Annotated in this window: 20 protein-coding genes and 1 pseudogene; 12 read left to right on the plus strand and 9 right to left on the minus strand. The window is 62.0% G+C overall.

The window, feature by feature from the left end:
- Window positions 1-214 precede the first annotated feature (214 nt).
- Both leuD and leuC read right to left on the minus strand, forming a co-directional pair.
- Window positions 215-829, minus strand: coding sequence for a 3-isopropylmalate dehydratase small subunit (leuD, locus tag HX818_RS19280; RefSeq protein WP_003208984.1), 615 nt, complete (start codon window positions 827-829; stop codon window positions 215-217).
- Window positions 826-2,247: a 3-isopropylmalate dehydratase large subunit gene (leuC, locus tag HX818_RS19285; protein ID WP_003208986.1), complete on the minus strand. Its 1,422-nt coding sequence runs from the start codon at window positions 2,245-2,247 to the stop codon at window positions 826-828. Before leuC ends, leuD begins: the two co-directional genes overlap by 4 nt.
- Before the next feature lie 251 nt (window positions 2,248-2,498).
- Here leuC and HX818_RS19290 point away from each other — a divergent pair, with 251 nt between their 5' ends.
- Genes HX818_RS19290 through HX818_RS19325 form a run of 8 tightly spaced genes read left to right on the plus strand, consistent with a single transcriptional unit; the run spans window position 2,499 to window position 8,659 of the window.
- Complete coding sequence (locus tag HX818_RS19290; RefSeq protein ID WP_087695105.1) at window positions 2,499-3,701, plus strand: PepSY domain-containing protein; 1,203 nt, start codon at window positions 2,499-2,501, stop codon at window positions 3,699-3,701.
- A complete protein-coding gene (locus tag HX818_RS19295) occupies window positions 3,698-4,237 on the plus strand; it encodes a thiamine pyrophosphate-binding protein (protein WP_177020574.1) in 540 nt (179 codons plus the stop codon). The genes HX818_RS19290 and HX818_RS19295 overlap by 4 nt, the downstream gene beginning before the upstream one ends.
- Window positions 4,234-4,563, plus strand: coding sequence for a hypothetical protein (locus HX818_RS19300; protein WP_003208992.1), 330 nt, complete (start codon window positions 4,234-4,236; stop codon window positions 4,561-4,563). Before HX818_RS19295 ends, HX818_RS19300 begins: the two co-directional genes overlap by 4 nt.
- Complete coding sequence (locus HX818_RS19305) at window positions 4,560-5,120, plus strand: DUF6162 family protein (RefSeq protein ID WP_008431663.1); 561 nt, start codon at window positions 4,560-4,562, stop codon at window positions 5,118-5,120. Before HX818_RS19300 ends, HX818_RS19305 begins: the two co-directional genes overlap by 4 nt.
- A 26-nt stretch (window positions 5,121-5,146) precedes the next feature.
- Entirely contained in the window at window positions 5,147-6,067 is a 921-nt protein-coding gene (locus HX818_RS19310) for a metal ABC transporter substrate-binding protein (RefSeq protein WP_023659272.1), read from the plus strand.
- Window positions 6,064-6,810 carry a metal ABC transporter ATP-binding protein gene (locus tag HX818_RS19315; RefSeq protein WP_102369603.1) on the plus strand — a complete coding sequence of 249 codons (747 nt, stop codon included), beginning with the start codon at window positions 6,064-6,066 and terminating at the stop codon, window positions 6,808-6,810. The genes HX818_RS19310 and HX818_RS19315 overlap by 4 nt, the downstream gene beginning before the upstream one ends.
- Window positions 6,807-7,706 carry a metal ABC transporter permease gene (locus tag HX818_RS19320; protein ID WP_003208998.1) on the plus strand — a complete coding sequence of 300 codons (900 nt, stop codon included), beginning with the start codon at window positions 6,807-6,809 and terminating at the stop codon, window positions 7,704-7,706. The genes HX818_RS19315 and HX818_RS19320 overlap by 4 nt, the downstream gene beginning before the upstream one ends.
- Window positions 7,706-8,659 carry a metal ABC transporter solute-binding protein, Zn/Mn family gene (locus HX818_RS19325; protein ID WP_177020575.1) on the plus strand — a complete coding sequence of 318 codons (954 nt, stop codon included), beginning with the start codon at window positions 7,706-7,708 and terminating at the stop codon, window positions 8,657-8,659. The genes HX818_RS19320 and HX818_RS19325 overlap by 1 nt, the downstream gene beginning before the upstream one ends.
- 135 nt (window positions 8,660-8,794) lie before the next feature.
- Here HX818_RS19325 and HX818_RS19330 read toward each other — a convergent pair whose 3' ends face one another.
- The 5 genes from HX818_RS19330 to HX818_RS19350 all read right to left on the minus strand — a co-directional run bounded on the left by HX818_RS19330 (window position 8,795) and on the right by HX818_RS19350 (window position 13,546).
- Complete coding sequence (locus tag HX818_RS19330; RefSeq protein ID WP_003209001.1) at window positions 8,795-9,019, minus strand: MbtH family protein; 225 nt, start codon at window positions 9,017-9,019, stop codon at window positions 8,795-8,797.
- A gap of 80 nt (window positions 9,020-9,099) precedes the next feature.
- Window positions 9,100-10,500, minus strand: coding sequence for an aspartate aminotransferase family protein (locus HX818_RS19335; RefSeq protein ID WP_177020576.1), 1,401 nt, complete (start codon window positions 10,498-10,500; stop codon window positions 9,100-9,102).
- A 150-nt stretch (window positions 10,501-10,650) separates the two neighbouring features.
- Window positions 10,651-11,424, minus strand: coding sequence for an N-acetylmuramoyl-L-alanine amidase (locus tag HX818_RS19340; protein ID WP_177020577.1), 774 nt, complete (start codon window positions 11,422-11,424; stop codon window positions 10,651-10,653).
- 122 nt (window positions 11,425-11,546) lie between these two features.
- On the minus strand, window positions 11,547-12,866 hold the full coding sequence (locus tag HX818_RS19345; protein ID WP_008431673.1) for an ATP-binding protein: 1,320 nt from the start codon (window positions 12,864-12,866) through the stop codon (window positions 11,547-11,549).
- A complete protein-coding gene (locus HX818_RS19350) occupies window positions 12,866-13,546 on the minus strand; it encodes a response regulator (RefSeq protein ID WP_003209011.1) in 681 nt (226 codons plus the stop codon). Before HX818_RS19350 ends, HX818_RS19345 begins: the two co-directional genes overlap by 1 nt.
- Before the next feature lie 175 nt (window positions 13,547-13,721).
- Between HX818_RS19350 and dsbD the strand changes: the two genes are divergently transcribed.
- Genes dsbD through dsbG form a run of 3 tightly spaced genes read left to right on the plus strand, consistent with a single transcriptional unit; the run spans window position 13,722 to window position 17,058 of the window.
- Window positions 13,722-15,452: a protein-disulfide reductase DsbD gene (gene dsbD / locus HX818_RS19355; RefSeq protein WP_177020578.1), complete on the plus strand. Its 1,731-nt coding sequence runs from the start codon at window positions 13,722-13,724 to the stop codon at window positions 15,450-15,452.
- Window positions 15,452-16,321 (plus strand): TlpA disulfide reductase family protein, encoded by an 870-nt coding sequence (locus tag HX818_RS19360; RefSeq protein WP_177020579.1) that lies wholly within the window; start codon window positions 15,452-15,454, stop codon window positions 16,319-16,321. Before dsbD ends, HX818_RS19360 begins: the two co-directional genes overlap by 1 nt.
- Window positions 16,297-17,058, plus strand: coding sequence for a thiol:disulfide interchange protein DsbG (gene dsbG, locus HX818_RS19365; protein ID WP_003209017.1), 762 nt, complete (start codon window positions 16,297-16,299; stop codon window positions 17,056-17,058). Before HX818_RS19360 ends, dsbG begins: the two co-directional genes overlap by 25 nt.
- Window positions 17,059-17,127: 69 nt before the next feature.
- Here the strand turns inward: dsbG and HX818_RS19370 are convergent, their stop codons facing one another.
- Window positions 17,128-19,716 (minus strand): hypothetical protein, encoded by a 2,589-nt coding sequence (locus tag HX818_RS19370; protein WP_177020580.1) that lies wholly within the window; start codon window positions 19,714-19,716, stop codon window positions 17,128-17,130.
- 167 nt (window positions 19,717-19,883) lie between these two features.
- Between HX818_RS19370 and HX818_RS19375 the strand changes: the two are divergent.
- Window positions 19,884-19,964: pseudogene (locus HX818_RS19375) on the plus strand (thiol:disulfide interchange protein DsbG); the annotation flags it as partial.
- A gap of 61 nt (window positions 19,965-20,025) precedes the next feature.
- On the opposite strand, the gene HX818_RS19380 reads toward HX818_RS19375, so the two are convergent.
- Window positions 20,026-22,614, minus strand: a complete 2,589-nt coding sequence (locus HX818_RS19380) for a hypothetical protein (RefSeq protein WP_177020581.1) — start codon at window positions 22,612-22,614, stop codon at window positions 20,026-20,028.
- Between the last annotated feature and the right edge of the window lie 126 nt (window positions 22,615-22,740).

Consider the following 22,740-nt stretch of genomic DNA (forward strand, 5'->3'; position numbering starts at 1 on the left):
GGCATTCTGGATGAACGCGGCGCTCTCAGGTTTTTCGCGAGCAAGCCCGCTCCCACAGAAAAGCAGATCTGTTTTCGCTCTGGTCTTTGCTTTTGCTTTTAACACTCAAGCCGGCCGGGAGGCCGCTGTGCTCTTGATTTTGATCTGACTGCCCCATTCAGCCCGAGGCCGAACGCAGGCAGTGCGGAGCAGCCAACCTGCAACTACAGCCCCATCACCCGAGCCAGGGATTGGCCGCCAAATGCTCACGCTCAAACGCCTTGATCTGCTCACTGCGCTGCAACGTCGTGCCAATAGCATCCAACCCCAACAACAACGCAGTCTTGCGCAACGTATCGATCTGGAACGCAATCACCTGCCCGTCCGCCAAAAGAATCTCCTGCGCCTCAAGGTCCACACTGATCTGCGCCTGCTCAGGCTGACTCACCATCTGCCCCAACCGCTGCAACACCGCCTCCTCCAGCGTGATCAACAACACCCCGTTACGCTGGCAGTTATCATAGAAAATCCCCGCAAAGCTGCTGCCGATCAACGCGCGGATGCCCATCTGCTTCAGGCCCCACACCGCATGCTCCCGGCTGGAACCACAGCCGAAGTTCGGCCCCACTACCATAAAGCTCGCGCCCTGCCAGGCCGGCTGGTTCAGCACAAACTGCGGGTCAGGCTCACCCGAGGGCAAAAAGCGCAAATCAAAGAACAACCCGCGGTCCAGCCCGTTGCGGTCGATGCCCTTGAGAAACTGCTTGGGCATGATCACGTCGGTGTCGATATTGGCCGCCAGCATCGGCGCCGCCTTGCCGGTGATCCGAGTGAAGGGTTGCAAGCTCATGTGCGGTCTCCAAAGTGGCGAATATCCGTCAGCCGGCCAGTGATGGCCGCAGCGGCGACCATGGCCGGGCTCATCAGGTGCGTGCGGGCACCCGCGCCCTGGCGGCCTTCGAAATTGCGGTTGGTGCTGGAAGCGCAGCGGTCGCCCGGCTCCAGCACGTCGTCGTTCATCGCCAGGCACATCGAGCAGCCCGACTGGCGCCATTCAAACCCGGCGTCGATAAAGATCGCGGCAAGGCCTTCGGCTTCGGCCTGGTCACGCACTTCGGTGGAGCCCGGCACGATCATCGCCCGCACATGGTCGGCCACGTGCTTGCCGCGCACCACGCTGGCGGCGTCGCGCAGGTCTTCGATACGGGCGTTGGTGCAGGAGCCGATAAACGCGTGGCTGATCACAATGTCGCTCAACGGCATGCCGGCTTCCAGGCCCATGTAGTTCAAGGCGCGGCGCATGTCCTGGCGCAGGATCAGGTCGCTGATGTCTTGCGGGTCCGGCACGCGGGCGCCGATGGGCGCGGCCTGGTCGGGGCTGGTGCCCCAGGTGACCATCGGCTCAAGGGCGCTGGCATCCAGCTGCACTTCGAGGTCGAACACCGCGTCGGCATCCGAGTGCAGTTGGCGCCAGCCCACCAGGGCGCGTTCCCACAACTCGCCCTTCGGCGCGCGTGGCTTGCCCTTGAGGTAGGCGAAGACCTTTTCGTCCGGCGCCATGAAGGCTCCACGTGCACCGGCTTCCACCGCCATGTTGCAGATGGTCATGCGCGCCTCGACGCTCAGGGCATCGATGGTCGACCCACAAAACTCAATGGCGTAGCCGGTGGCACCCGAGGCACCGATTTTGCCGATCAGCGCCATGATCACGTCCTTGGAGGTCAGCCCACGGGCCAGTTCGCCGTCCACGGTCACACGCAGGCTTTTCAGACGCTTGTAGACCAGGGTTTGCGAGGCCAGCAAATGCTCGATTTCCGAAGTGCCAATGCCAAAGCCGAACGCGCCCAAGGCCCCGTAGGTGGTGGTGTGGCTGTCGCCGGCGGCGATCACCATGCCCGGCAGGATAAAACCCTGCTCCGGGGCGATCACGTGTTCGATGCCCTGGCGCTTGTCGAGGATATCCAACAGCTCGATCCCGAAATCCCGGCAGTTTTCCGCCAGGTACGACACCTGGCGCGCGCCGCCCGCATCCGGCATGGTCGCGATGCGCTTGGGCGTGGTGGGGTTCACATGGTCGACCACCGCCAGCGCCGTACCGGGCCGCCACACACCACGGCCCGCCTCGCGCAAGCCGCTGAAAGCTTGCGGGCTGGTGTATTCATTGATCACCTGGCGGTCGATGTACAGCAGCACATGGCCCTGGTCATCCAGGCGGCACACCGTGTGGGAATCGATGTGTTTGTCGTAGAGGGTTCTGGCAGAAGTCATTATGGGGCTCGCTCAACGGTATGACCCCATCATAGGCAGCGCCCCCGCCCCATCAATCCCGCCTTGGTGATGGCTCGGAACATGTTTCGTGTTGCATGAATGCGTATCTGAAACATTTACTTTCATATCCGCCTTAGGGTTTTGTGTTTCTCATCCGTCTTAACTTAGATACAGCCGCTCGCGTCAGCAAAAGCTACGGGTGGCGTTTTCCGGGCCTTTACCGCCTCCCTCCGATCAAGACCCTCATTCACATGTCGAAGAAGTCACGCTCAAAACTCTGGTTTCTCGTGCACAGCTGGCTGGCATTGCCCATCTGGTTCTTTGTGCTGATCGTCTGCGTCACCGGCACCCTGGCGGTGGTCAGCCAGGAGATCGTCTGGCTGGCCAACCCGGACATCCGCGCCAGCAAGCCGTCGGACGATGCCGAACCGCTCACCTACGACCAGGTGATCGGCGCCATCAAGCGCGCCGAACCCCAGGTGATCGTCGAATCCCTGAGCCGCCCGGACGAATCGCACTTCGCCCTCAGCGCCGACCTCAGCTACCCCGACGGGCGCTCGCTGGAGGTCTACGTCAACCCATACACCGGGGTGATCCAGGGCATCAGCCCATCGTTCAACTTCCAGCAATTTACCCGTGCCCTGCATGGCTGGTGGCTGGTGCCTTTCACCAATGGCTACAGCTGGGGCTGGTACCTGGTCTCGCTGCTGGGCTTGCCGCTGCTGGCCTCGCTGGTCACCGGCCTCGTGGTCTACAAGCGTTTCTGGAAAGGTTTTTTCAGGCCGACCCTGCGCATTCGTCACGGTGCGCGGATTTTCTGGGGCGACTTCCACCGGTTGAGCGGCATCTGGTCGATCTGGTTTATCGCGGTGATTTCCATCACCGGCACCTGGTTCCTGATCCAGGCGATCCTGGGTGATAACCAGATCACCATTTCCAGCGAGCCGATCGTCCCGGCGATTGCCCGCGACAAAGTGCCGATGTCCGCCCCGGGCGTACCGGCGCCCATGATTCCCCTGGACGAGGCGATCAACATCGCCACCCAGCGCATTCCCGGGCTTGAGGCCAGCTTCGTGAGCCTGCCCAGCAACGCCTACAGCCACCTGCGCATCGGCGGGCGTGGCTGGTACCCGCTGATGTTCCAGACCGCGGAAATCAACCCGTACAACGGCGAAATCGCCGCCTCGCACCTGCTGTCCGACCGTTCGGCCCTGGAGTTCGTCACCGAATCCATGCGCCCGTTGCACACCGGGGACTTTGGCGGGATCTGGATCAAGCTGATCTGGGCCTTCTTCGGCCTGGTGCTGAGCATGATGGTCTTGAGCGGCTTGCTGATCTGGACCAAACGCACGGCCCTGGCCACCCTCAATGCGCTGAAACGCGAAGCCAAGGCAGCCCGTCAACCGGCGAAAACCCAGGCCTTGCAGGCTGAGACCACGGAGGCCAACCCATGAACAAGGCCATGACGGTTCAACCCCCCTCGCCCCTGCGGGCCTTCTGGCTCAAATGGCGCTTCCACATCAATATCCTGCTGTTGCTGGTGCCCCTGGGCTTCATGCCCAAGTACTTTGCCGACGCGGCACTGTTTCGCGGCGACAGCGGCCTGGGTGAACGGGAGATCGGCGAAGTACAGGTCGGCCCCTGGAGCCTGAAGCTCGCCGAGCTACGCAACGAGCCGCCGCGCCCGGACCCGGCAGGCCCGATGAAATCCTTCAACGCTGCCCTGTGTGCCACGTGCATCGACCAGGTCAAGGCGACCTACCTGCGTATCGGCAAGCCCCGCAGCCTGCGGGCGGCCGGGGTGATTTTCTTTGGCACCCCATACCGCATGGGCGCCGCGTTGCCGATCCCTGAGCGCACCCCGCTGGACGCCGAAGTGTGGATCACCATGGAAGGCTGGGACGGCGCCATGCACCAGGCCTCCATTCCCTTGAGCCAGGCATCGCCGGCCACCATCGAATGGCTGAAAAAACGAGGAGTTAAACCATGACTTTGCCGCAACTGGCCCGCACCGTTGGCGCGCTGATCCTCAGTGCCGGTTTCAGTACCGTCGCCCTGGCCCACAACCCGATGTGCGAATGCAAGGAAATCGCCGGCGAGCAGATCCAGTGCACCGGTGGTTTCTCCGATGGCAGCGGTGCCCCCGGCGTGACCCTGGACGTGATCGGCTACGACGAGACCATCCTGGTGCCCGGCAAGCTGGGAGAAGACTCGAAGCTGACCTTCAAGAAACCCTCCGCCGAGTTCTACGTGCTGTTTGATGCCGGCCCCGGCCACGTGGTGGAAATCGACCAAGCGGATATCCAGCCCCAATGAGCCGTACAACCCAAGTCGTGCGCCCGGCCGGCGCCGGGCACGAAACCCTGTATGTCCTGCTGTTGTGCCTGATCATCCTCGCCGTTGCCGGCACGGTGGTGGCCTTGCGCGGTGAAAACCAGGAGATCGCCGCCGTGCCCAGCCACCAACTGGACGCCCGCCGCGACCTCAGCGCCGCCGAGCAAGGCATCTACGCCGACCTGCGGGTGACCCTGGATGAAATCCACTTGCTGCAGGAGGAACACAGCGCTCTGCCGACGCCTGAACAGCTGGCCGAAGAGGGCTTCGCGCCCTTTGCCCAGGACGCCAGTTCGGTGAGCCGTGGCGACCACCGCTGGCAGTTGCTGGACGCGGCCTATCTGGGCCTGAGCCAGACGCCGGACCTCAGCGGTTCGCTGTTGATGCGCATCCGCGGCGCCGAGCCGGATATCTGGCTCAACCGCAGCGCCCACCTCACCGCCCCCACCGACCTCACTGACCAGGCGCTGATCAGCGCGGGCTGGCAGCAGGTAGTCGCGCAATTCGATGCCGGTGTCACCCGCCAGCATCGTCACTGAATTCACGTTGCAGCCGAGAGAAGACCATGTCTATTTCATCTCCATTATTACGTCTGGTGCTGGTCGGCCTGATCACCGTGCTGCTGGCCCCGTTCGCCAGTGCCGACCCGGCAAAACGCCTGCGCATCGGCATCACCCTGCACCCGTATTACAGCTACGTCGCCAATATCGTCGGCGACAAGGCTGAAGTTGTCCCGCTGATCCCGGCCGGTTTCAATCCCCATGCCTACGAACCCCGCGCCGAAGACATCAAACGCATCGGCACCCTTGATGTGATCGTGCTCAACGGCGTCGGCCATGACGATTTCGCCGACCGCATGATCGCCACCAGCGAGCGCCCGGACATCCCGGTGATCGAGGCCAACGCCAACGTGCCGCTGCTGGCCGCCACCGGCAACGCTGCGCGCGGTGCGGGCAAGGTGGTCAACCCGCACACCTTCCTGTCCATCAGCGCCTCGATTGCCCAGGTGAACAACATTGCCCGGGAACTGGGCAAACTCGACCCGGACAACGCCAAGACCTACACCCAGAACGCCCGCGCCTACGGCAAGCGCCTGCGCCAGATGCGCGCCGACGCCCTGGCCAAGCTCACCAGCGCACCCAACCCCGACCTGCGGGTGGCCACCGTGCACGCGGCATATGACTATCTGCTGCGGGAATTCGGCCTGGAAGTCACCGCCGTGGTGGAACCGGCCCACGGCATCGAGCCGAGCCCCAGCCAGTTGAAGAAAACCATCGACCAACTGCGGGAACTGGACGTGAAAGTGATCTTCTCGGAGATGGATTTCCCGTCCAGCTACGTCGACACCATCCAGCGTGAATCCGGGGTGAAGCTGTACCCGCTGTCGCATATTTCCTATGGCGACTACAGCGCGGAAAAATACGAAGTGGAAATGACCGGCAACCTCAACACCGTGGTGCGGGCGATTCAGGAGTCCGGGGCATGACGGCGGCTGAACACCTGAGTGTGGCCAGCGTTGGCCCGACCCTCGACTTCGATAACGTCGCGCTGACCCTGGGCCGTACGGTGATCCTCGATGCAGTGAGTTTCCAGGTGCAGCCCGGCAGCATCCATGCGCTGGTGGGCCCCAACGGCGGCGGCAAAAGCTCGCTGATCAAGACCCTGCTGGGGCAAACGCCGCACCAGGGCCAGTTGAGCCTGCATTGGCCGGATGCACCCGGCACCATCGGCTACGTGCCCCAGGCGCTGGAGTTCGACCGCGGCTTGCCGATGACCGTCGACGATTTCATGGCCGCGATGTGCCAGCGGCGTCCGGCGTTTCTCGGGCTGTCCAAACATTACGCCGCCGCGATTGGCGACGCACTGGAACGGGTCGGCATGCAGGACAAGCGCAAGCGGCGCATGGGTGCGCTGTCTGGCGGTGAACGCCAGCGGGTGCTGTTGGCCCAGGGGTTGATCCCGGCACCGCAATTGCTGGTGCTGGACGAACCGATGTCGGCGCTGGACGAAGCCGGGATCCAGGTGTTCGAGCGGCTGCTGAACGACTGGCGCCAGGCCGGGATCACCGTGCTGTGGATCGAACACGACCTGGAAGCCGTCGGCCGCCTGGCCGATCGCGTCACCGGCCTGAACCGCCGTGTGCTGTTCGACGCCACGCCGAAAGAGGCGCTGACCCCGGACCGCCTGCTGACCCTGTTCTCCACCCACCCACGGAGCCCGGCCTTATGAGCTATGAAGCCTTTCGCCTGATGGTCCAGGGCTGGGCGTCTTCCGGGTATCTGCCGGAAGCGCTGGCCTATGGATTTGTAGTCAACGCCCTGCTCGCCGGCCTGCTGATCGGCCCGGTGCTGGGTGGTTTGGGCACCCTGGTGGTGGTCAAGCGCTTTGCGTTCTTTTCCGAAGCCGTGGGCCATGCCGCACTGACCGGCGTGGCCGTGGGCATTCTGCTGGGAGAACCGTATACCGGACCTTACGGCAGCCTGTTCGGCTACTGCCTGTTGTTCGGGATCCTGCTCAACTACTTGCGCAACCGCACCGGCCTGGCGCCGGACACGCTGATCGGCGTATTCCTCTCGGTGTCCCTGGCCCTGGGCGCGAGCCTGCTGCTGATTCTGGCGGGCAAGATCAACGTGCACATTCTCGAAAACGTGCTGTTCGGCTCGGTGCTGACCGTCAACGGCAATGACCTGCTGGTGCTGGCGATTGTCGGCGCGCTGGTGATGGCCCTGGCCCTGCCGCTGTACAACCGCATCATGCTCGCCAGCTTCAACCCGCAGTTGGCGGCGGTGCGCGGGGTGGCGGTGAAGACCCTGGACTACCTGTTCGTGATCCTGGTGACCCTGATCACCGTGGCGGCGGTCAAGGTCATCGGCGCGATCCTGGTGGGTGCGTTGCTGGTGATTCCGGCGGCCGCCGCACGCCTGTTGAGCCAGTCGCTCAAGGGCTTCTTCTGGATCTCGGTGGTGATCGCCACCGTCAGCACCCTGTGCGGGATCCTGCTGCCGATCATCTTCGACCTGCCGATTCCGTCCGGTGCCGCGATCATCCTGGTAGCCGGTATCGCCTTCGCCCTCGCCGCCATCGCCCGCGGCACGGTCCCCAGCCTGAAAGGGAATCTTGGATAATGCGCCCGATGTTTCGACCACTGCTTCTGGCCCTGGCCATTGCCACACCGGCATTCGCCGCCGACGGCGTCAAGCCGCTACAGATCACCGCCAACCAAGGCGTTGGCCATGCTGCCTTGAACCAGGCCAAGGCGACAAAACCGGTAAAAGTCCTCGCCGCCTTGCCGATCACCTATGGCTTGGCGCAGGTGTTGCTCAAAGGCACTGACGTACAGCTTGAGCGCGCGGCACCGGCCAACCTGCCCGGCTCGCGGCAAGTCGCCTATTTCACCGGGCGCGGTGCGCAGGCGCTGAACACCCTGGCGCTGGACGCCGATGCGGCCATCGGCCTGCGCTCGCTGTGGCCCGACGACCCGCTGTACCCGGTGGCCCGGCGCAGCAATATCCGCATCGTCGAAGTCGACGCCGCGCGCCCGGTGGACGGCGGCTTGCCGGGGATTGCCGTGCAGCCGGGCGCCACCGACGGCCTGAACAGCCAGCCGTGGCAAGCCAGCAACAACATGGGGCGCATGGCCGATGTGATGGCCGCCGACCTGAGCCGCCTGGCGCCCGAGGCCAAGCCGCAGATCGAAGCCAACCTGGCCGCGCTCAAGCAACGCCTGCTCAAGCTCACCGCCGACAGCGAAGCGCGACTGGCCAAGGCCGATAACCTGACGGTGGCCAGCTTGAGCGATCACTTTGGTTATCTCGTCAGTGGCTTGAACCTGGAGCTGGTCAGCACCGATGCAAGGGCGGATACCGAGTGGACACCCGAGGCGTTGCAGCAACTGAGCGAAGGCTTGAAGGAGAATGAGGTGGCCGTGGTGCTGCATCACCGCAAGCCAAGCGATGCAGTGCAGGCGGCGGTCACGGCGGGCGGGGCGAAGTTGCTGGTGCTGGGCACCGATGGCGCCGACCCGGTGGCGGAACTGGAAGGCAATGTGGATCAGGTGATCAAGGCGCTGACACCTTAAGGACAAACGCGGTCAGTGTGGGAGCTGGCTTGCCTGCGATAGCGGAGTATCAGTCAACAGAGATGCAAGCTGACTCACCGCTATCGCAGGCAAGCCAGCTCCCACATTCGATCTTCACAACCTTCAAGGTGGTGATCAGCCGGCAAGTGCCTGGCTATCCATCTTCTGGCGCAAGCTCAGCGGGCGCATGTCGGTCCACACTTCTTCGATGTAGGCCAGGCACTCCTTCTTCATCCCGCTCTTGCCCACGGTGCGCCAGCCTTCCGGCACGGCCTTGTAGTCGGGCCAGATGGAATATTGTTCTTCATGGTTGACCACTACCTGAAACAGGATGTCTTCGCGGTCGAATACTGAGGTCATTGCTGTTCTCCGTCGGTGTAAGGCTGGCTGCGCACCACGCACAGCTGATGTAAGAAGGAACGTGCCAGCCCGATAAAAAATTAGAGGCTGGTGACTGACGCCGCCAGGGCGCGACCAAAAATTTCGGCCACACGGTCGATTTCTGCGGCAGTAATCACCAGCGGCGGCAGGAAGCGCACGACGCTGCCGTGTCGCCCGCCCAGTTCGAGAATCAACCCGCGCTTGAGGCATTCACGCTGCACCAGCGGCGCCAGTTGGCGATGCACCGGCGGGTGGCCCTGGGCATCAAGCGCACCGGCGGGGTCCACCAGTTCCACACCGAGCATCAGCCCACGGCCACGAATGTCTCCCAACTGCGGGAAGTCGCGCTGCAGGATGCGCAGGTGTTCGCCGAGGCGCTCGCCCATGGCGGCCGCGTGGGCGGGAATGTCGTGGTCCTTGAGGTAACGCATCACCGCCGAGCCGGCCGCCATGGCCATCTGATTGCCACGGAAGGTCCCGGCATGGGCGCCCGGCAACCAGGTGTCGAGCCAGTCTCGATACACCACCACCGCCAGTGGCAGGCTGCCGCCGATGGCTTTGGACAGCACGACCACGTCCGGGACAATGCCGGCATGTTCGAAGGCAAACATCTTGCCGGTGCGACCAAAGCCGCTCTGGATTTCGTCAACGATCAGCGCCACGCCAGCCTGCTCGGTAATGCGCCGCAGGCCGCGCAGCCAGTCGAGATCAGCCGGGATCACGCCGCCCTCGCCTTGCACCACCTCGACGATCACCGCCGCCGGCAGCAATACACCGGCCTCGGGATCGTTGAGCAGGTTTTCCAGATAATGCAGGTTGACCTTCACCCCTTCCGCGCCGCCCAGCCCGAACGGGCAACGGTAGTCGTACGGGAATGGCAGGAATTGCACGCCATTGCCGAGCAACGCGCCCAGTGGCTTCTTCGGCCCCAGGCTGCCCATCAGGCTCAGGGCGCCCTGGCTCATGCCGTGATAACCGCCCTGGAATGACAACACCGTGCTCCGCCCGGTGGCGGTGCGCACCAGTTTCAGCGCGGCTTCCACCGCATCGGTGCCGGTGGGGCCGCAGAACTGGATCTTGGCTTCCCGCGCCAGCGCCGGCGGCAGCAGGCCGAACAGGTCCTGCACGAATTGGTCCTTGACCGGCGTGGTCAGGTCCAGGGTGTGCAACGGCAATTCATCGCTCAGCACCTGGCGAATGGCATCGATCACCACCGGGTGGTTGTGCCCCAGCGCCAGGGTGCCGGCACCGGCCAGGCAATCGATAAAGCTGCGGCCTTCGACGTCCTCGACATAGATCCCACGGGCGCGCTTGAGCGCCAGGGGAATGCGCCGTGGGTAGCTGCGGGCATTGGATTCCTGCTGGCGCTGGCGGGCCAGCAGCGGGGTTTCATCGAACTGGTAAAGCGTTTCCGCAGGGACCGCCTGGGTCTCTTCGATACGGCTGGTAGCGACTGACATCTCTCGATCCCTCAATACGCTGATGATGGTGACCAAACTGCCCACCCGTTGGCGCCAGGCCCAAGGGCCGCGCACGGATTTCCTGTTCTGGAAACGCATCAGCGAAGGGAGGATTTACACCTGTGGTCGTTAAAAACAGCTTTAGCGGATTTACCCGGCCACCCCGGTGTATTTTTCATTCAACGCATACAGGATCGCGCAGGTCTGCGCATCCAGCCGCCCACTGTAGTCAGAGGGCCGAAAATGCATCTGGAACGCACGGACACGTTGCTGGAAACCCAGGCGATTTTTCGCCGGGGCATAACCGTAGCGCTGGAACGCCCGCTCCACCTCAACCTCTGGCGGCAGGCCGATGTCGAACCGACGTTGATAGGCCATCTTGGCCACCTCTTCATACCAGGCCCCCACGCCCGCCTCGAACAGGCAGCGCCATGGCAAGCGGGGGCCGGGGTCGCTCTTGCGCCAATAGGCAATGTCGGAATGCCCGAGGATGTCGGTAGGACCGATCGCCGGGTAACGCACCTGAATGTCACGAATCAAGGCGATCAACACGTCAATCTGCTCTGCGCCATACGCCGGGAAGGTCAAGACACCGGCGTCATCCCGGGCCTGGTTGACGATTTCAATGCCGATGGAGCGGCTGTTGAGGTTATCGCGCCCGGCCCAGTGGCTGGTGCCGGCGTGCCAGGCGCGTTGCGCTTCGTCCACCAGGCGAAATACCCGCAACTCGTCATAGCCGGCGGCGTGGTAGCTGGCGTCATGGGGGTCGGCCAACAGGTAGTGGGCACTGAAACCGTCGCGGGTCAGTGCACGCAATGACGAGGCAAAGGGCGCGGCGGTGTAATGCACAATCACCTGGCGCACGGCCTGGCCATTGCGCTCATTGAAGTCGTTTGCGGGATACGTGGAATCGATAACCAACATAAGGGCTGTCCTTTTCAACACAGGCCGAGTCATTCAGCCGGTTCAAACACAAAAAATTACCGCCATCCTGAAGCGTTGCGCTTGAGGATGGCGGTAGCTATGTGTGCTGTGAAAAGAAGGTTTCAGCGCCGCAACGGCATGCCCAGGTCGACGCGCATGCCATCGGCCTGGCTGTCGAATTTCAGGGAGCACGAGCAGCGCTGCACGATGGCCTGGACGATCGCCAACCCCAGGCCGCAACCCGGGCTGTTGCCGTTGCGCCAGAAGCGCTGGGTCAAGTGTTGCAAGTCTTCGCTGGAAATCGGCGCGCCATGGTCACGCACCCGGAACACCACATTGTCGCCAGCGCTGGACACACTCAGCTCCACCCGAGTATCGGCCGGGGTGTGGCGCAACGCGTTGTCCAGCAGGTTGCGCAGGGCGGCGACGGCCAGGCCCACCGGCATTTCCAAAGGTTTTTCGGACAAACCGTCTGCGAGGATCAGGTCAATACGCTGATTGTCGCCGCCGTTGGCATCCTGGATCGCCAGTTGCGCAACTTGCTCGGCACTCGATTGCAGGCCGTCATCAAACGACAGGCTGCCTTCGACCCGCGCCAGCAGCAGCAACTGCTCAAGGGTGCGGTGCAAGCGGTCGGCGCCCTCTTCAGCATGGGCCAGGGACTGGTCACGGGCGGCGCCTTCGGTCATGCGCGCCACTTGCAGGTGGGTCTTGATCGCGGTCAACGGGCTGCGCAGTTCGTGGGCCGCGTCACCGGTCAAGCGGCGTTCGCGTTCGATGGTCTTGGCGATGCGCTGCAGCAACTGGTTCTGGGTGTCGAGCAGTGGCTTGAGTTCGCTGGGCAGCGGGCTGATCTGCAACGGTTCGAGGGAGTCGGCACTGCGGCGCATCAAGGCGTCACGCATGCGGTTGAGCGGCAACAGGCTCTGGCCGATCCCCAGCCACAACAGGCACAGGCAGCCCAACAATGCCACGCCCACCGGCACCGAGGCGGCCAGCAGGATCGACAGGTTCAACGCTTCACGCTCCACCTGCCGGTCGGCGGTGGTGATAAACAAATCGCCACGGGACAGGGTAAAGCTGCGCCAGCCCACGCCATCAATCATCTGGTCGCGAAAGCCGCTCTTGCGCGACTCCAGGCCCTGGTCCGGCGTGGTGTGGCTGCGGGCCAAAACCACGCCGCGCAAGGAACTGACCTGGCACGCCATACCGCCTGGCACATTCAATTGTTCGGCGCTGAAGTGCGCGCCCTCCCCCGTGCTGGAGAGGCCGGGCATCTGCTCCATCAGGCCCGCCACCATGCGTGCCGACGCCACCAGGCGCTGGTCGAGGGAAAACATCATCTGGTTGCGCAGGTCGTTGAGCATCCACGCGGCGGCCAGGACCCAGATCAGCACGAAGGCTGCGCCGAGCTTGAAGGTCAGCCGCAGGCGCAGGCTCATCACGAAGCGTCCTCTCCACCGTCAGCCGGGCCCAGGCGATAGCCCAGGCCGCGCACGGTTTCGACGATGCCGTTGCCGAGTTTGCGCCGCAGGTGGTGGATGTGCACGTTGAGGGCGTTGCTTTCCAGTTCGTCGTTCAGGCCGTAGACGCTGTCCTTGAGCTGCTCGCTGGAGAGCACCCGACCACGGTTTTGCAACAGGGCCTGCAACAGCGCCTGCTCGCGGCGGGACAGGTCCACCGACTCACCGCCCAGCAACGTTTCGCGGCTGCTGGGGTTGTAGGTCAGGCGCCCGTGCTCGATCAGGTTGACGCTGCGGCCGGCTACCCGGCGCAACAGGGTGTGCAGGCGTGCGGCGAGTTCGCGCAGGTCGAAGGGTTTGAGCAGGTAGTCGTCGGCACCGGCCTGCAGGCCGTCGACGCGGTTGGTCACCGAATCCCGTGCGGTCAGGATCAGCACTGGAATCTCCAGGCCCTGGCTGCGCAGTTGCTGCAACAGCTTCAAGCCGTCTTCATCCGGCAGGCCGAGGTCGAGTACCATCACGTCGAATTCCGCCACCTTGAGCATCGCCCGGGCAGCCGCAGCCGTGCCGACGCGCTCGACCGTCAGGCCCTGGGCGCTGAGCCCGGCAACAATGCCGCTGGCGATCAGCTCGTCGTCTTCACAGACCAGTACGTGCATGGTGAACCCTTTGCAAAATGTGAGGGTGATTAAAAAGGCAGTGGATTAAGCGTGCATTATGCCGCCAACGCCAAGAATCCCGGATAATCGCTTCTTTCTAGGATAGCCCGGTTAATCATCGGTTAATCAACGCCACACATTGTGTGTCCCACTTGCTTCGAACTAAGGCTTGATCATGCGGCATCTGTTTATCTTCCTGCTGGTGTTGTTTGCTGGATTCACCCAGGCCGCGCCTGGCAACAATCCATTCGAGACCAAACCCGACTTCCTCCCGGTGGGCAAAGCCTTCACCTTTACCTCCGAGCGTCTGGCCTCCGGCGAAACCCAGTTGTATTGGCAGATTGCCGACGGTTACTACCTGTACCAGCAGCGCATGAAATTCGATGGCCTGGCCGAAAAGCCGACGTTGCCCCAGGGCGAAGCCCACAGCGACGAGTTCTTTGGCGAGCAGCAAGTCTATCGCCAGGGCCTGGAAGTGAAGATTCCCGCCGGCGCCACCGGCCAGGTCAAGCTCGGCTGGCAAGGCTGCGCCGATGCCGGCCTGTGCTACCCGCCGCAATCGATCACCGTGGACCTGGGCGGCAACCCTGCCGTCGCCGCCACCGGCCAGGCCCAGGACCAAAGCCTGGCCAGCGGCCTGCAACAACGCAGCCTGGGCTGGAGCCTGCTGGTGTTCTTCGGCCTGGGCCTGCTGCTGGCCTTTGCCCCGTGTTCCCTGCCGATGTTGCCGATCCTCGCCGGCCTTGTGGTCGGCAGCGGCGCCAGCCCACGGCGCGGCTTTGCCCTGGCCGCCAGCTACGTGGTGTGCATGGCGCTGGTGTATGCCGCGCTCGGTGTATTGGCTGCGCTGCTCGGCGGCAACCTCGCCGCCCTGCTGCAAACCCCGTGGATCCTCGGCAGCTTCGCTGCGTTGTTTGTGATTCTCGCCCTGCCGATGTTCGGCTTCTTTGAACTGCAACTGCCGGCCTTCCTGCGCGATCGCCTGGACAACGTCAGCCGCAACCAAAGCGGCGGCAGCCTGGTAGGCGCCGGCGTGCTCGGCGCCCTGTCCGGCTTGCTGGTGGGCCCGTGCATGACTGCGCCCCTGGCCGGCGCGCTGCTGTACATCGCCCAAAGCGGCAACGCCTTGCACGGCGGCCTGATCCTGTTTGCCATGGGCATCGGCATCGGTGTGCCACTGTTGCTGCTGGTGACCGTGGGCAACCGCTTCCTGCCCAAGCCTGGCACCTGGATGAATATCCTCAAGGGCATCTTCGGCTTCCTGTTCCTCGCCACCGCCGTGCTGATGATTCGCCCGGTGGTCGGTGAAACCCTGTGGCTCGGCTTGTGGGGTGTGCTGGCGCTGGTCATGGCCTACTGCGGCTGGCGCCTGGCCCGCGATTTCGGGCGTACCGCCATGCTGTTCGGTGCCGGTTCGCTGGTGTTGGGCCTCTGGGGCAGCGTATTGGTGATCGGCGCGGCCGGCGGCAGCGACGACCTGTGGCAACCGCTGAAGGTCTACAGCGGCTCGCGGGCAGCCGGTGCTCCCACCGCCCACGAAGCCTTCATGACCATCAACGACCCGGCCGTGCTGCAAAGCCAGCTCGACAGTGCCAAGGCCCAGGGCCAATGGGTGCTGGTGGACTACTACGCCGACTGGTGCGTGTCGTGCAAGATCATGGAAAAACAGGTGTTCGGCAAACCCGAGGTACTGGACGCCCTCAAGGATGTGCGCCTGCTGCGCCTCGACGTCACCGCCGACAACGCCGCCAGCCGCGAACTGCTGGGCCGCTACAAGGTCCCCGGCCCTCCGAGCTTCGTCTGGATCGGCCCCGACGGTGAAGAGCGCCGCGCCCAGCGCATCACCGGCGAAGTCGACGCTGCCGCCTTCCTGCAACGCTGGACCCAAGCCCGGGAAGCCCTCTGATGCTGACACTGACCATCGGCACCTTCGCCATCGCCCTGAATCACTTGCTGCTGATCACGGCGTTGATCCTCGCCACCCTGGTGGGCTGGCGGGTGGCCAAGCGCGGCGGCGAGAACCCCGAGTCGGTGCTGTTCACCCTGTTTCTGCTGGGCATGCTCGCCGCACGCGTCAGCTTCGTATTGATGTACTGGTCGTACTACCAGAATGACCCGCTGCAAATCGTCGACCTGCGCGACGGCGGTTTTCTCGCCTGGCCCGGCGTGATCGTGCTGATCATCGGCGCGCTGATCTACGGCTGGCGCCGCCCGCTGCTGCGCAAGCCACTGAGCGCCGGTGTGATCATCGGCCTGGCGTTCTGGGCCTTGACCAGCCTGTCCCTGACCCTCTACGAAAAAGGCACGCACCTGCCGGACATTGCCCTGCGCAACGCCAATGGCGAAACCGTGCAACTGGCCGACTACAAGGGCGGCCCGCTGGTGATCAACCTGTGGGCCACCTGGTGCCCGCCGTGCCGGCGCGAAATGCCGGTACTGGAAAGTGCCCAGCGCCAGCGCCCGGACGTGACCTTCCTGTTCGTCAACCAGGCCGAAAGCATGCAAAGCGTCGCCACCTACCTGGCGACCCAGGGCCTGAACCTGGACAACGTGCTGTTCGACGCCAGCGGCCGCCTCGGCCAGGCCGTCGGCTCCATGGCCTTGCCCACCACCCTCTTCTACCAACCTGATGGTCGCCTGATCAACAGCCACCTGGGCGAACTCTCACAGGCCAGCCTGGCCCGCGCCATGGAGCGCTTCGAGCCGACCCCCGCCAAACCGGCCCTGCCGGCCACCACAAGGAATTCGCCATGCTCCGCCTCCGCCACCTGCTGACACTCCTGCCCCTGACCCTGGCCGCCAGCCTGGTCCACGCCGAAGACTGGCCGGCGCCGATCAAGAACATCGAAGCCAAGGGGGCCAAGATCATCGGCAAGTTCGATGCGCCCAGCGGCCTCACAGGTTACGCGGCGCAATACCAGAACCGTGGCATGGCGCTGTACCTGACTGCCGATGGCAAAAGCGTGATTGCCGGCAACCTGTACGACGCCGATGGCAATGACCTGAGCACCGCGCCGCTGGAGAAACTGGTGTATGCGCCGATGGCCAAGGAAGTCTGGGCCAAGATGGAACACAGCAACTGGATCCAGGACGGCAACAAGGACGCGCCGCGCATCGTGTACCTGTTCAGCGACCCGAACTGCCCGTACTGCAATATGTTCTGGGAGCAGGCACGGCCGTGGGTGAAGTCGGGCAAGGTACAGTTGCGGCACATCATGGTGGGGATTATCCGTGAAGACAGCCCGGGCAAGTCGGCCGCGCTGTTTGCCGCCAAGGACCCGCAACAGGCCTTGGAAGCCCATGAGTCGGCCGGTAAAGGCAGCAAGTTGCAGGCGCTGGAGAAGATCCCGGCGGATATCCAGGCCAAGCTTGATTCGAATATGAAGCTGATGGACGAACTGGAGTTGTCGGCCACGCCGGCAATTTTCTATCTGGATGACAAGGGTGGATTGCAGCAACAGCAAGGAGCGCCGTCGCCGGATAAGCTGGTGAAGATTCTCGGTCCGAAATAAGCAGACTGTTGGAAAAGGCCTCCCAAAAGCCGGAGGCCTGTATCCTTCAAGCGACCAACTCCAAGCAGATCAAACCTCCTCCACCACCAGTAACGTCACATCGAAGTCATTGCCGGGGTTCCCCATCTGACGATTATCAACGCTGAGCCTTGTCGTTGAAGTGGCAGTAAAGGTTCCTTGGAGCAACTGCCAAGACAACCCAGGAGAGGTGATCGAAGTAATATCGGCCCCGTTTGCCACCAACACCATAGAAGGCTTTGGAGGTGAGCCGCTATTGTCACGTATCCAAGCACTGAACCTGTAAATACGGCCTGACTGCAGTTGAGTGTAGAGTTTGAAAAGCTTTTCGCGCTGTGTAACGGGGTTACTGGTGTACGTATTCCCCCAATCAAACAAGTAATACCCCGACGCTGCTCCCGGCACTGCCCCGGTTTTAAGTACCAGGTCACCCTGAGATGCTGCTCCCGCCCCTCTTTGCCAGTTATTCCAGCCTTTCTGGTTCGGGTTAAAGTCAGTTACATCTTTCATAGGCTTGGTAAAAACCAAACTCAGTACTGGGAAGACGATCTCCTGACCCGGGCTGGGACTGCCATCCGGCGTGCAGCCGAATGTCACGACCAACGGTGTAAGGTTACGCAACTGCTCCAACTCGGAGCGCAGGAGAACCCGTCTCAGGCCGTTCTCAACATCCCCCTCGGTAATCAGTTCGGCCATCATCACCCTGATGACATAGGCGCTCCCATCTTCCCTTGTGCCGTCTACTTGTAGCCAACCTCTCTGCCCCGCCAGGATAAACCACCATTTTTCCACAGTAATATGGGCATCTCCCGCGAATGTCCGCAGGTCCAGAATACCGCTTTGGGTCGCAGGTGGCGTGGCCTCGGGCACTACCGGCACCGGCAGCCGCACCGGTACACTGATGCGCAAATTGAGCGTTTTGGAGGGTGCCCGCTTGCAGGCACTGGTGACGGTGTAGTTAATCTGGATCGTTTTACCGGCGCCTTGAATCACCGCTTCACGGGGGATTGGGAAATCTACATAACCCGGGTCGCCGTTGCCGGGCTCCGGCGCCAACGGCAAGCGGGTACCGTCCGACCGAATCCAGTCCAGGCTGATCATTTGCCCCGAGCTGATGTGTGCATACTCCACACGCACCGTCACACCGTCCCGACCGTTCCAAATCGTCAGGTCCTGGCCGACTGCCTCCAGCCCCCTTGGTGCGTCGAGCACCAGCGCTTCCTGTTCAAGCTCCAAGTGCAACACCGGGAACCGTTCAGCGCTGGCCAGATCAACCTGGCCATTGAAGTTCACCGCAAAGTGCACGCTCAACCCACTGCAATCCGCCAGTTTTTGCAGCTCATGCCGCGACAGCACCGCACTGACGCCGTCGTGCAACCACTCCTCGGCCAGCGGCTCCCCCTCCAGCACATCAAAATGGTAAGGCGTGCCATCGTCCAATTCACCGGTGGCCCATAACCAGCAAGGCTGGCCCAAGGCACGATAAGGGAAAGGAATCACCAGGGCTTGTGCGTCACCGTGGAAGGTATTGAGGTCCAGTACATGGCCTGTGGCCTGGAGAACCTGCGGTGCAGGCAACTCGCTGACATTGAGAATTTGCACATGGCGTTCAGGCGATGGCCACGTCTGACCTTCCCGCTGGACCGTGTAATGGACCGTGACCTGTTCATTGAAATTGGCGCTGATAGCCGAGGGTGGCACGTGAAATTCCACAAACGCCTCATCGCCAGCATTTTTACATTCCAGCTGCGGGCTACCCGCCCCGGGCGTGCCCTCCCAATAGGCACACACCCAGTCGCATGGGCACATCTGCTCATAACTGACCCGGATGGTAGCCCCCTCCTGGGCATTGACCGGATTGAGTGCATAGTGTTCAGGCGAAATCAGCGTCGCTTCAACCAGCGTAGGTGCCACGAGATTCAAATGGGGTTCAGTGAGCACCGTCAATGTGGTACTCGGAAAAAGTCTGGATGCATCATCCTCCGGACCGTTAAAGGCCACGATAAATACCAGGGTCAGTTGACTGCCCTGTTTAAGCCCCCGCAGTTTGTCCAAGGGTAAAGCTCTGCGCCATCCCTCATGCACCTCGGCTTCTGTCACCTGCTCGTGATTGACCAGGCGAAGCGTAAAGGCGCTCCCGTCCGCCAGGGTGCCATGGAGGTCCAGCCAAACGAACTGAATCGGATCAATAAACACCCAAGGCGTCACATACACCTGCGGGTCTTGCCCACACAATACTGTAAGGTCCAACACCCCATCGACCGCCTGAGGCACGTCAGGATGGGGAAGATCGTTGAACGGCAATGTCACATAAATATCGCTCTCACTGCTGGAAAACTCCTCGCCATTATGGGTAACCACACAACGAAACAGCGCAAAGCGATTGATACGCAGCCCGACGTAATAGGGCGGGATATGAAAATCCACACACCCCTCTGTCACACCATGCAGGGGCTCAGGCGCATATTCTTCCCCTGGCAAGCTCTTCCAGAACACCCGAATGAGGTCATCCTCACTCATTCCTTCATAACAAACTCGAAGCGTTGCGCCGTCGATCGCATCAAGCGGATCCAGCCTTCGTCCCACAGCTTGAACCAATGTAACCTCAGGAACGATGGCGGTTGCAGATTTGGCAGGCATACCTAAACTCCTTTTCCATGAGAAGAGCGCCTCATGACGGACTGAAACCAGTCCGACTGGCGAGCCCTTATCAAATGCTGAAAAAGAAACCGAATCTACTGTCAGAATTCACAGTTCCAACCTCAAAAACCACGCCGCACGACGAGTGGCACGTCGTGGCACGAGTGATTTTCTATCTGGATGACAAGGGCGAACAGCAAGGAGCGCCGTCGCCGGATAAGCTGGTGAAGATTCTCGGTCCGAAATAATCAGCCCTAGCCTGTAAAGACAATGCCCGCATCGAAGCGGGCATTGTCTTTTCAGCGCGGATTAAACCCCCTCGACCAGGAAATCATCCATGTACCAATCGTTGCCGCTCGTAGCGCCTTCATGGCTATAGATTTCCAGCAGCACGGGAGCGATGGTTGGCGTAAAGGTGAAGCTCAGTGTGTGCCAGTTCAGGTCAACCAACTCTTCCACCGGTGTTTGTTGAATGGAGTCTTTGCGCAACGATAACTTGGGCGTCACGAACGCAACGCTGTACCGTCGAACCCGTACGGAAAACCGATAAGTAAAACCGCTCTCCAAATCCAAGAAGCGCCGCTGCAGGATCGGGCCGAAACTGTTATTGGTGTATGTGAAATTCCTGACTGCGTAATCGGGCTTGCCGTCAGGTCCCGTCCCCATATATTCAATGCTGATATCCCTGGCATCGGGTGCGCCTGACCCTACGGTCCATAAACCCAAGGTCTGATCGTTGAAATCCGTCAGGTCTCTGTACTGCTTGCGCAACAGCAACATCAGCACAGGGAACACAATTGCTTCGCTCACATGGGAGCTGCCGTCCGCCGTAACCTTGAACACGATGTTCAATACGGACCTGTGGCGAAACTTTTCCAGTTCCTCACGAGGCAGAACGTGCGACAACCCATGGTTTGCCTGCTCTTGCTTGATCGGCTCATTGACCAGCAGCTTGAGGGTATGGGACGACCCGTCGAGCAAGGTTCCCGTACATTCCAGCCAGCCCTTTTGCCCCGCCAGGATGAACCACCAGGCTTGCAGCGTAATCTCGGCATCCCCGGTAAAGGTGCGCAAGTCCAGTGTCCCCTGGCCACCGGGCAATTGAGTGGCCTGCGGCACCTCTGGCGCAGGCAAACGCTGCGGGACACTGATCTGTAGCTCCAGGTCAGCTGACGTGACGTGCTTGCATGCGCTCGCGACGCTGTAACTGACGGGCACTGTTTTGCCGCTTCCAGCGATTACAGCCTCGCGGGGAATGGTGAAGTCAACGTACTTCGGATCAGTGTTACCCGGCTTGGGTGGCAACGGCAGGCAACTACCGTCCGATTGTGTCCAACACACGCTGATCTCGTCATGAGCACTGATGTGGTCATATTCCACCCGTGCCGTCACGCCATCACGGCCATTCCATACCGTCAACTGCGAGCCCACGGCCTCCCGAATGGTCAAGGGTTTCAGGACCAGGTCTTCCTGATGAATATCCAGGTGCAGCACAGGAAACGGCTCGGCGCTGGCCCTGTCGGACCGGCCATCGAAGTTCACCGCAAAATGCACGTCAAAGCGGCTGCAATCGGCCAGTTTTTGCAGGTCGCGCCGGGACAGCAGCGTACTGACGCCCTCCTGCAGCCATTGCTCGGAGAGCGGCTCGCCATCCAGCACATCGAAGCGATAAGGCGCGCCATCTTCCCGCTCACCGGTTACCCACATCCAGCAGGGCTGCCCCAAGGCGCCGTAGGCATAGGCCGCCACCGTCAGTTGCGCGTCCCCCTGGAACGTATTGAGGTCCAGCGTACTGCCCGTGGCCTGTTCCACCTGCGGCTTGGGCAGGCCGGAGATATTCAGGATTTTTACCGGTCGCGGCAGCGCCGACCAGGTTTGCCCTTCCCGTCGGACGGTGTAGCGGACCGACACCTGCTTATTGAAATTGGCGCTGATGGCTGACGCCGGCACATTAAAATCAACAACGTCCCGATTGTCGGCCTGCTTGCACTCGATTACCGGAGTGCCTGCCCCGGCAGTCCCTTCCCAGAAGGCGCAAACCCAGTCGCAAGGGCACATATGCTCATAGCTGACCCGGATGGTCGCACCGTCCCGGGTATTGACCGGATTCAATACGAGATTTTCAGGTGTGATTTGCGTGGCTTCCACCACCGTGGGCGCTACGAGATCCAAATGAGGCTCGATGAGCAACGTCAACACCAAACCAGAAATCAGCCGATACACCGGCCTGGAATCCGCACGCGGCAAAAACTCAACGTAGAACGCAATATAAAGCTCACTGTCATGCTTGAGCGTGGCCAGCTCGGCACGGGACAACTTTCGGGTCCAGCCATGGCGCACGTCCTCGTCTGTTACCGGTGCATCTTCATAAGGGTAGAGACTGGCCTTGGACCCATCAGGGTAAATCCCCCCGATATAGACCTGAGCCACTTGAACCGGGTCGATGAACGGCCAGGCATCGACATGCAGAACCGGGTCTTCACCGCACAACAAGGACAGGTCCAGAACACCGCCTGAGGCTTGAAAGATCTGCAGTTGCGGCAAATTGGACGGCAGCTTGATGAACACGTCGGCAACGGGGGAAGGATGTTCCTCGCCATCGCGGGTAACGACATAGGAAAACAGCGCGAAGTTATCAATGCGCAGCCCTACGTAATACGGGGGTACGTGGAACTCGACCGAGCCCGCTTCGACGCCATCCAGGGAGGCAATCGGCGCGTATCCCCCCGGTGTCGACTCCCAGCGCAACGCAATACTGTCGGTGCTGAGCATCCCTTCGTAGAACACCCGGACAGTAGCCCCCTCCAGCAACTGGAGCGGGTCAACCCGGGGCTCTCCCTCGGCTTCGACCAACTGTGGCTTGGGCAGGTCAAGGGTCAACGGTGATGACTTGGGCATGATAGAACTCCATTTCAACGAGTGATGGTGTTGCCCATCACACGCCGAAATACCCCCCTTGCCTACTGTCAGAATTCACAGTTCGAACCTTAAAAACCGCGCCACCCGACGAGTGGCGCGTTGCGA

This window comes from Pseudomonas sp. F9001 (assembly GCF_013385435.1).
GTDB lineage: Bacteria > Pseudomonadota > Gammaproteobacteria > Pseudomonadales > Pseudomonadaceae > Aquipseudomonas.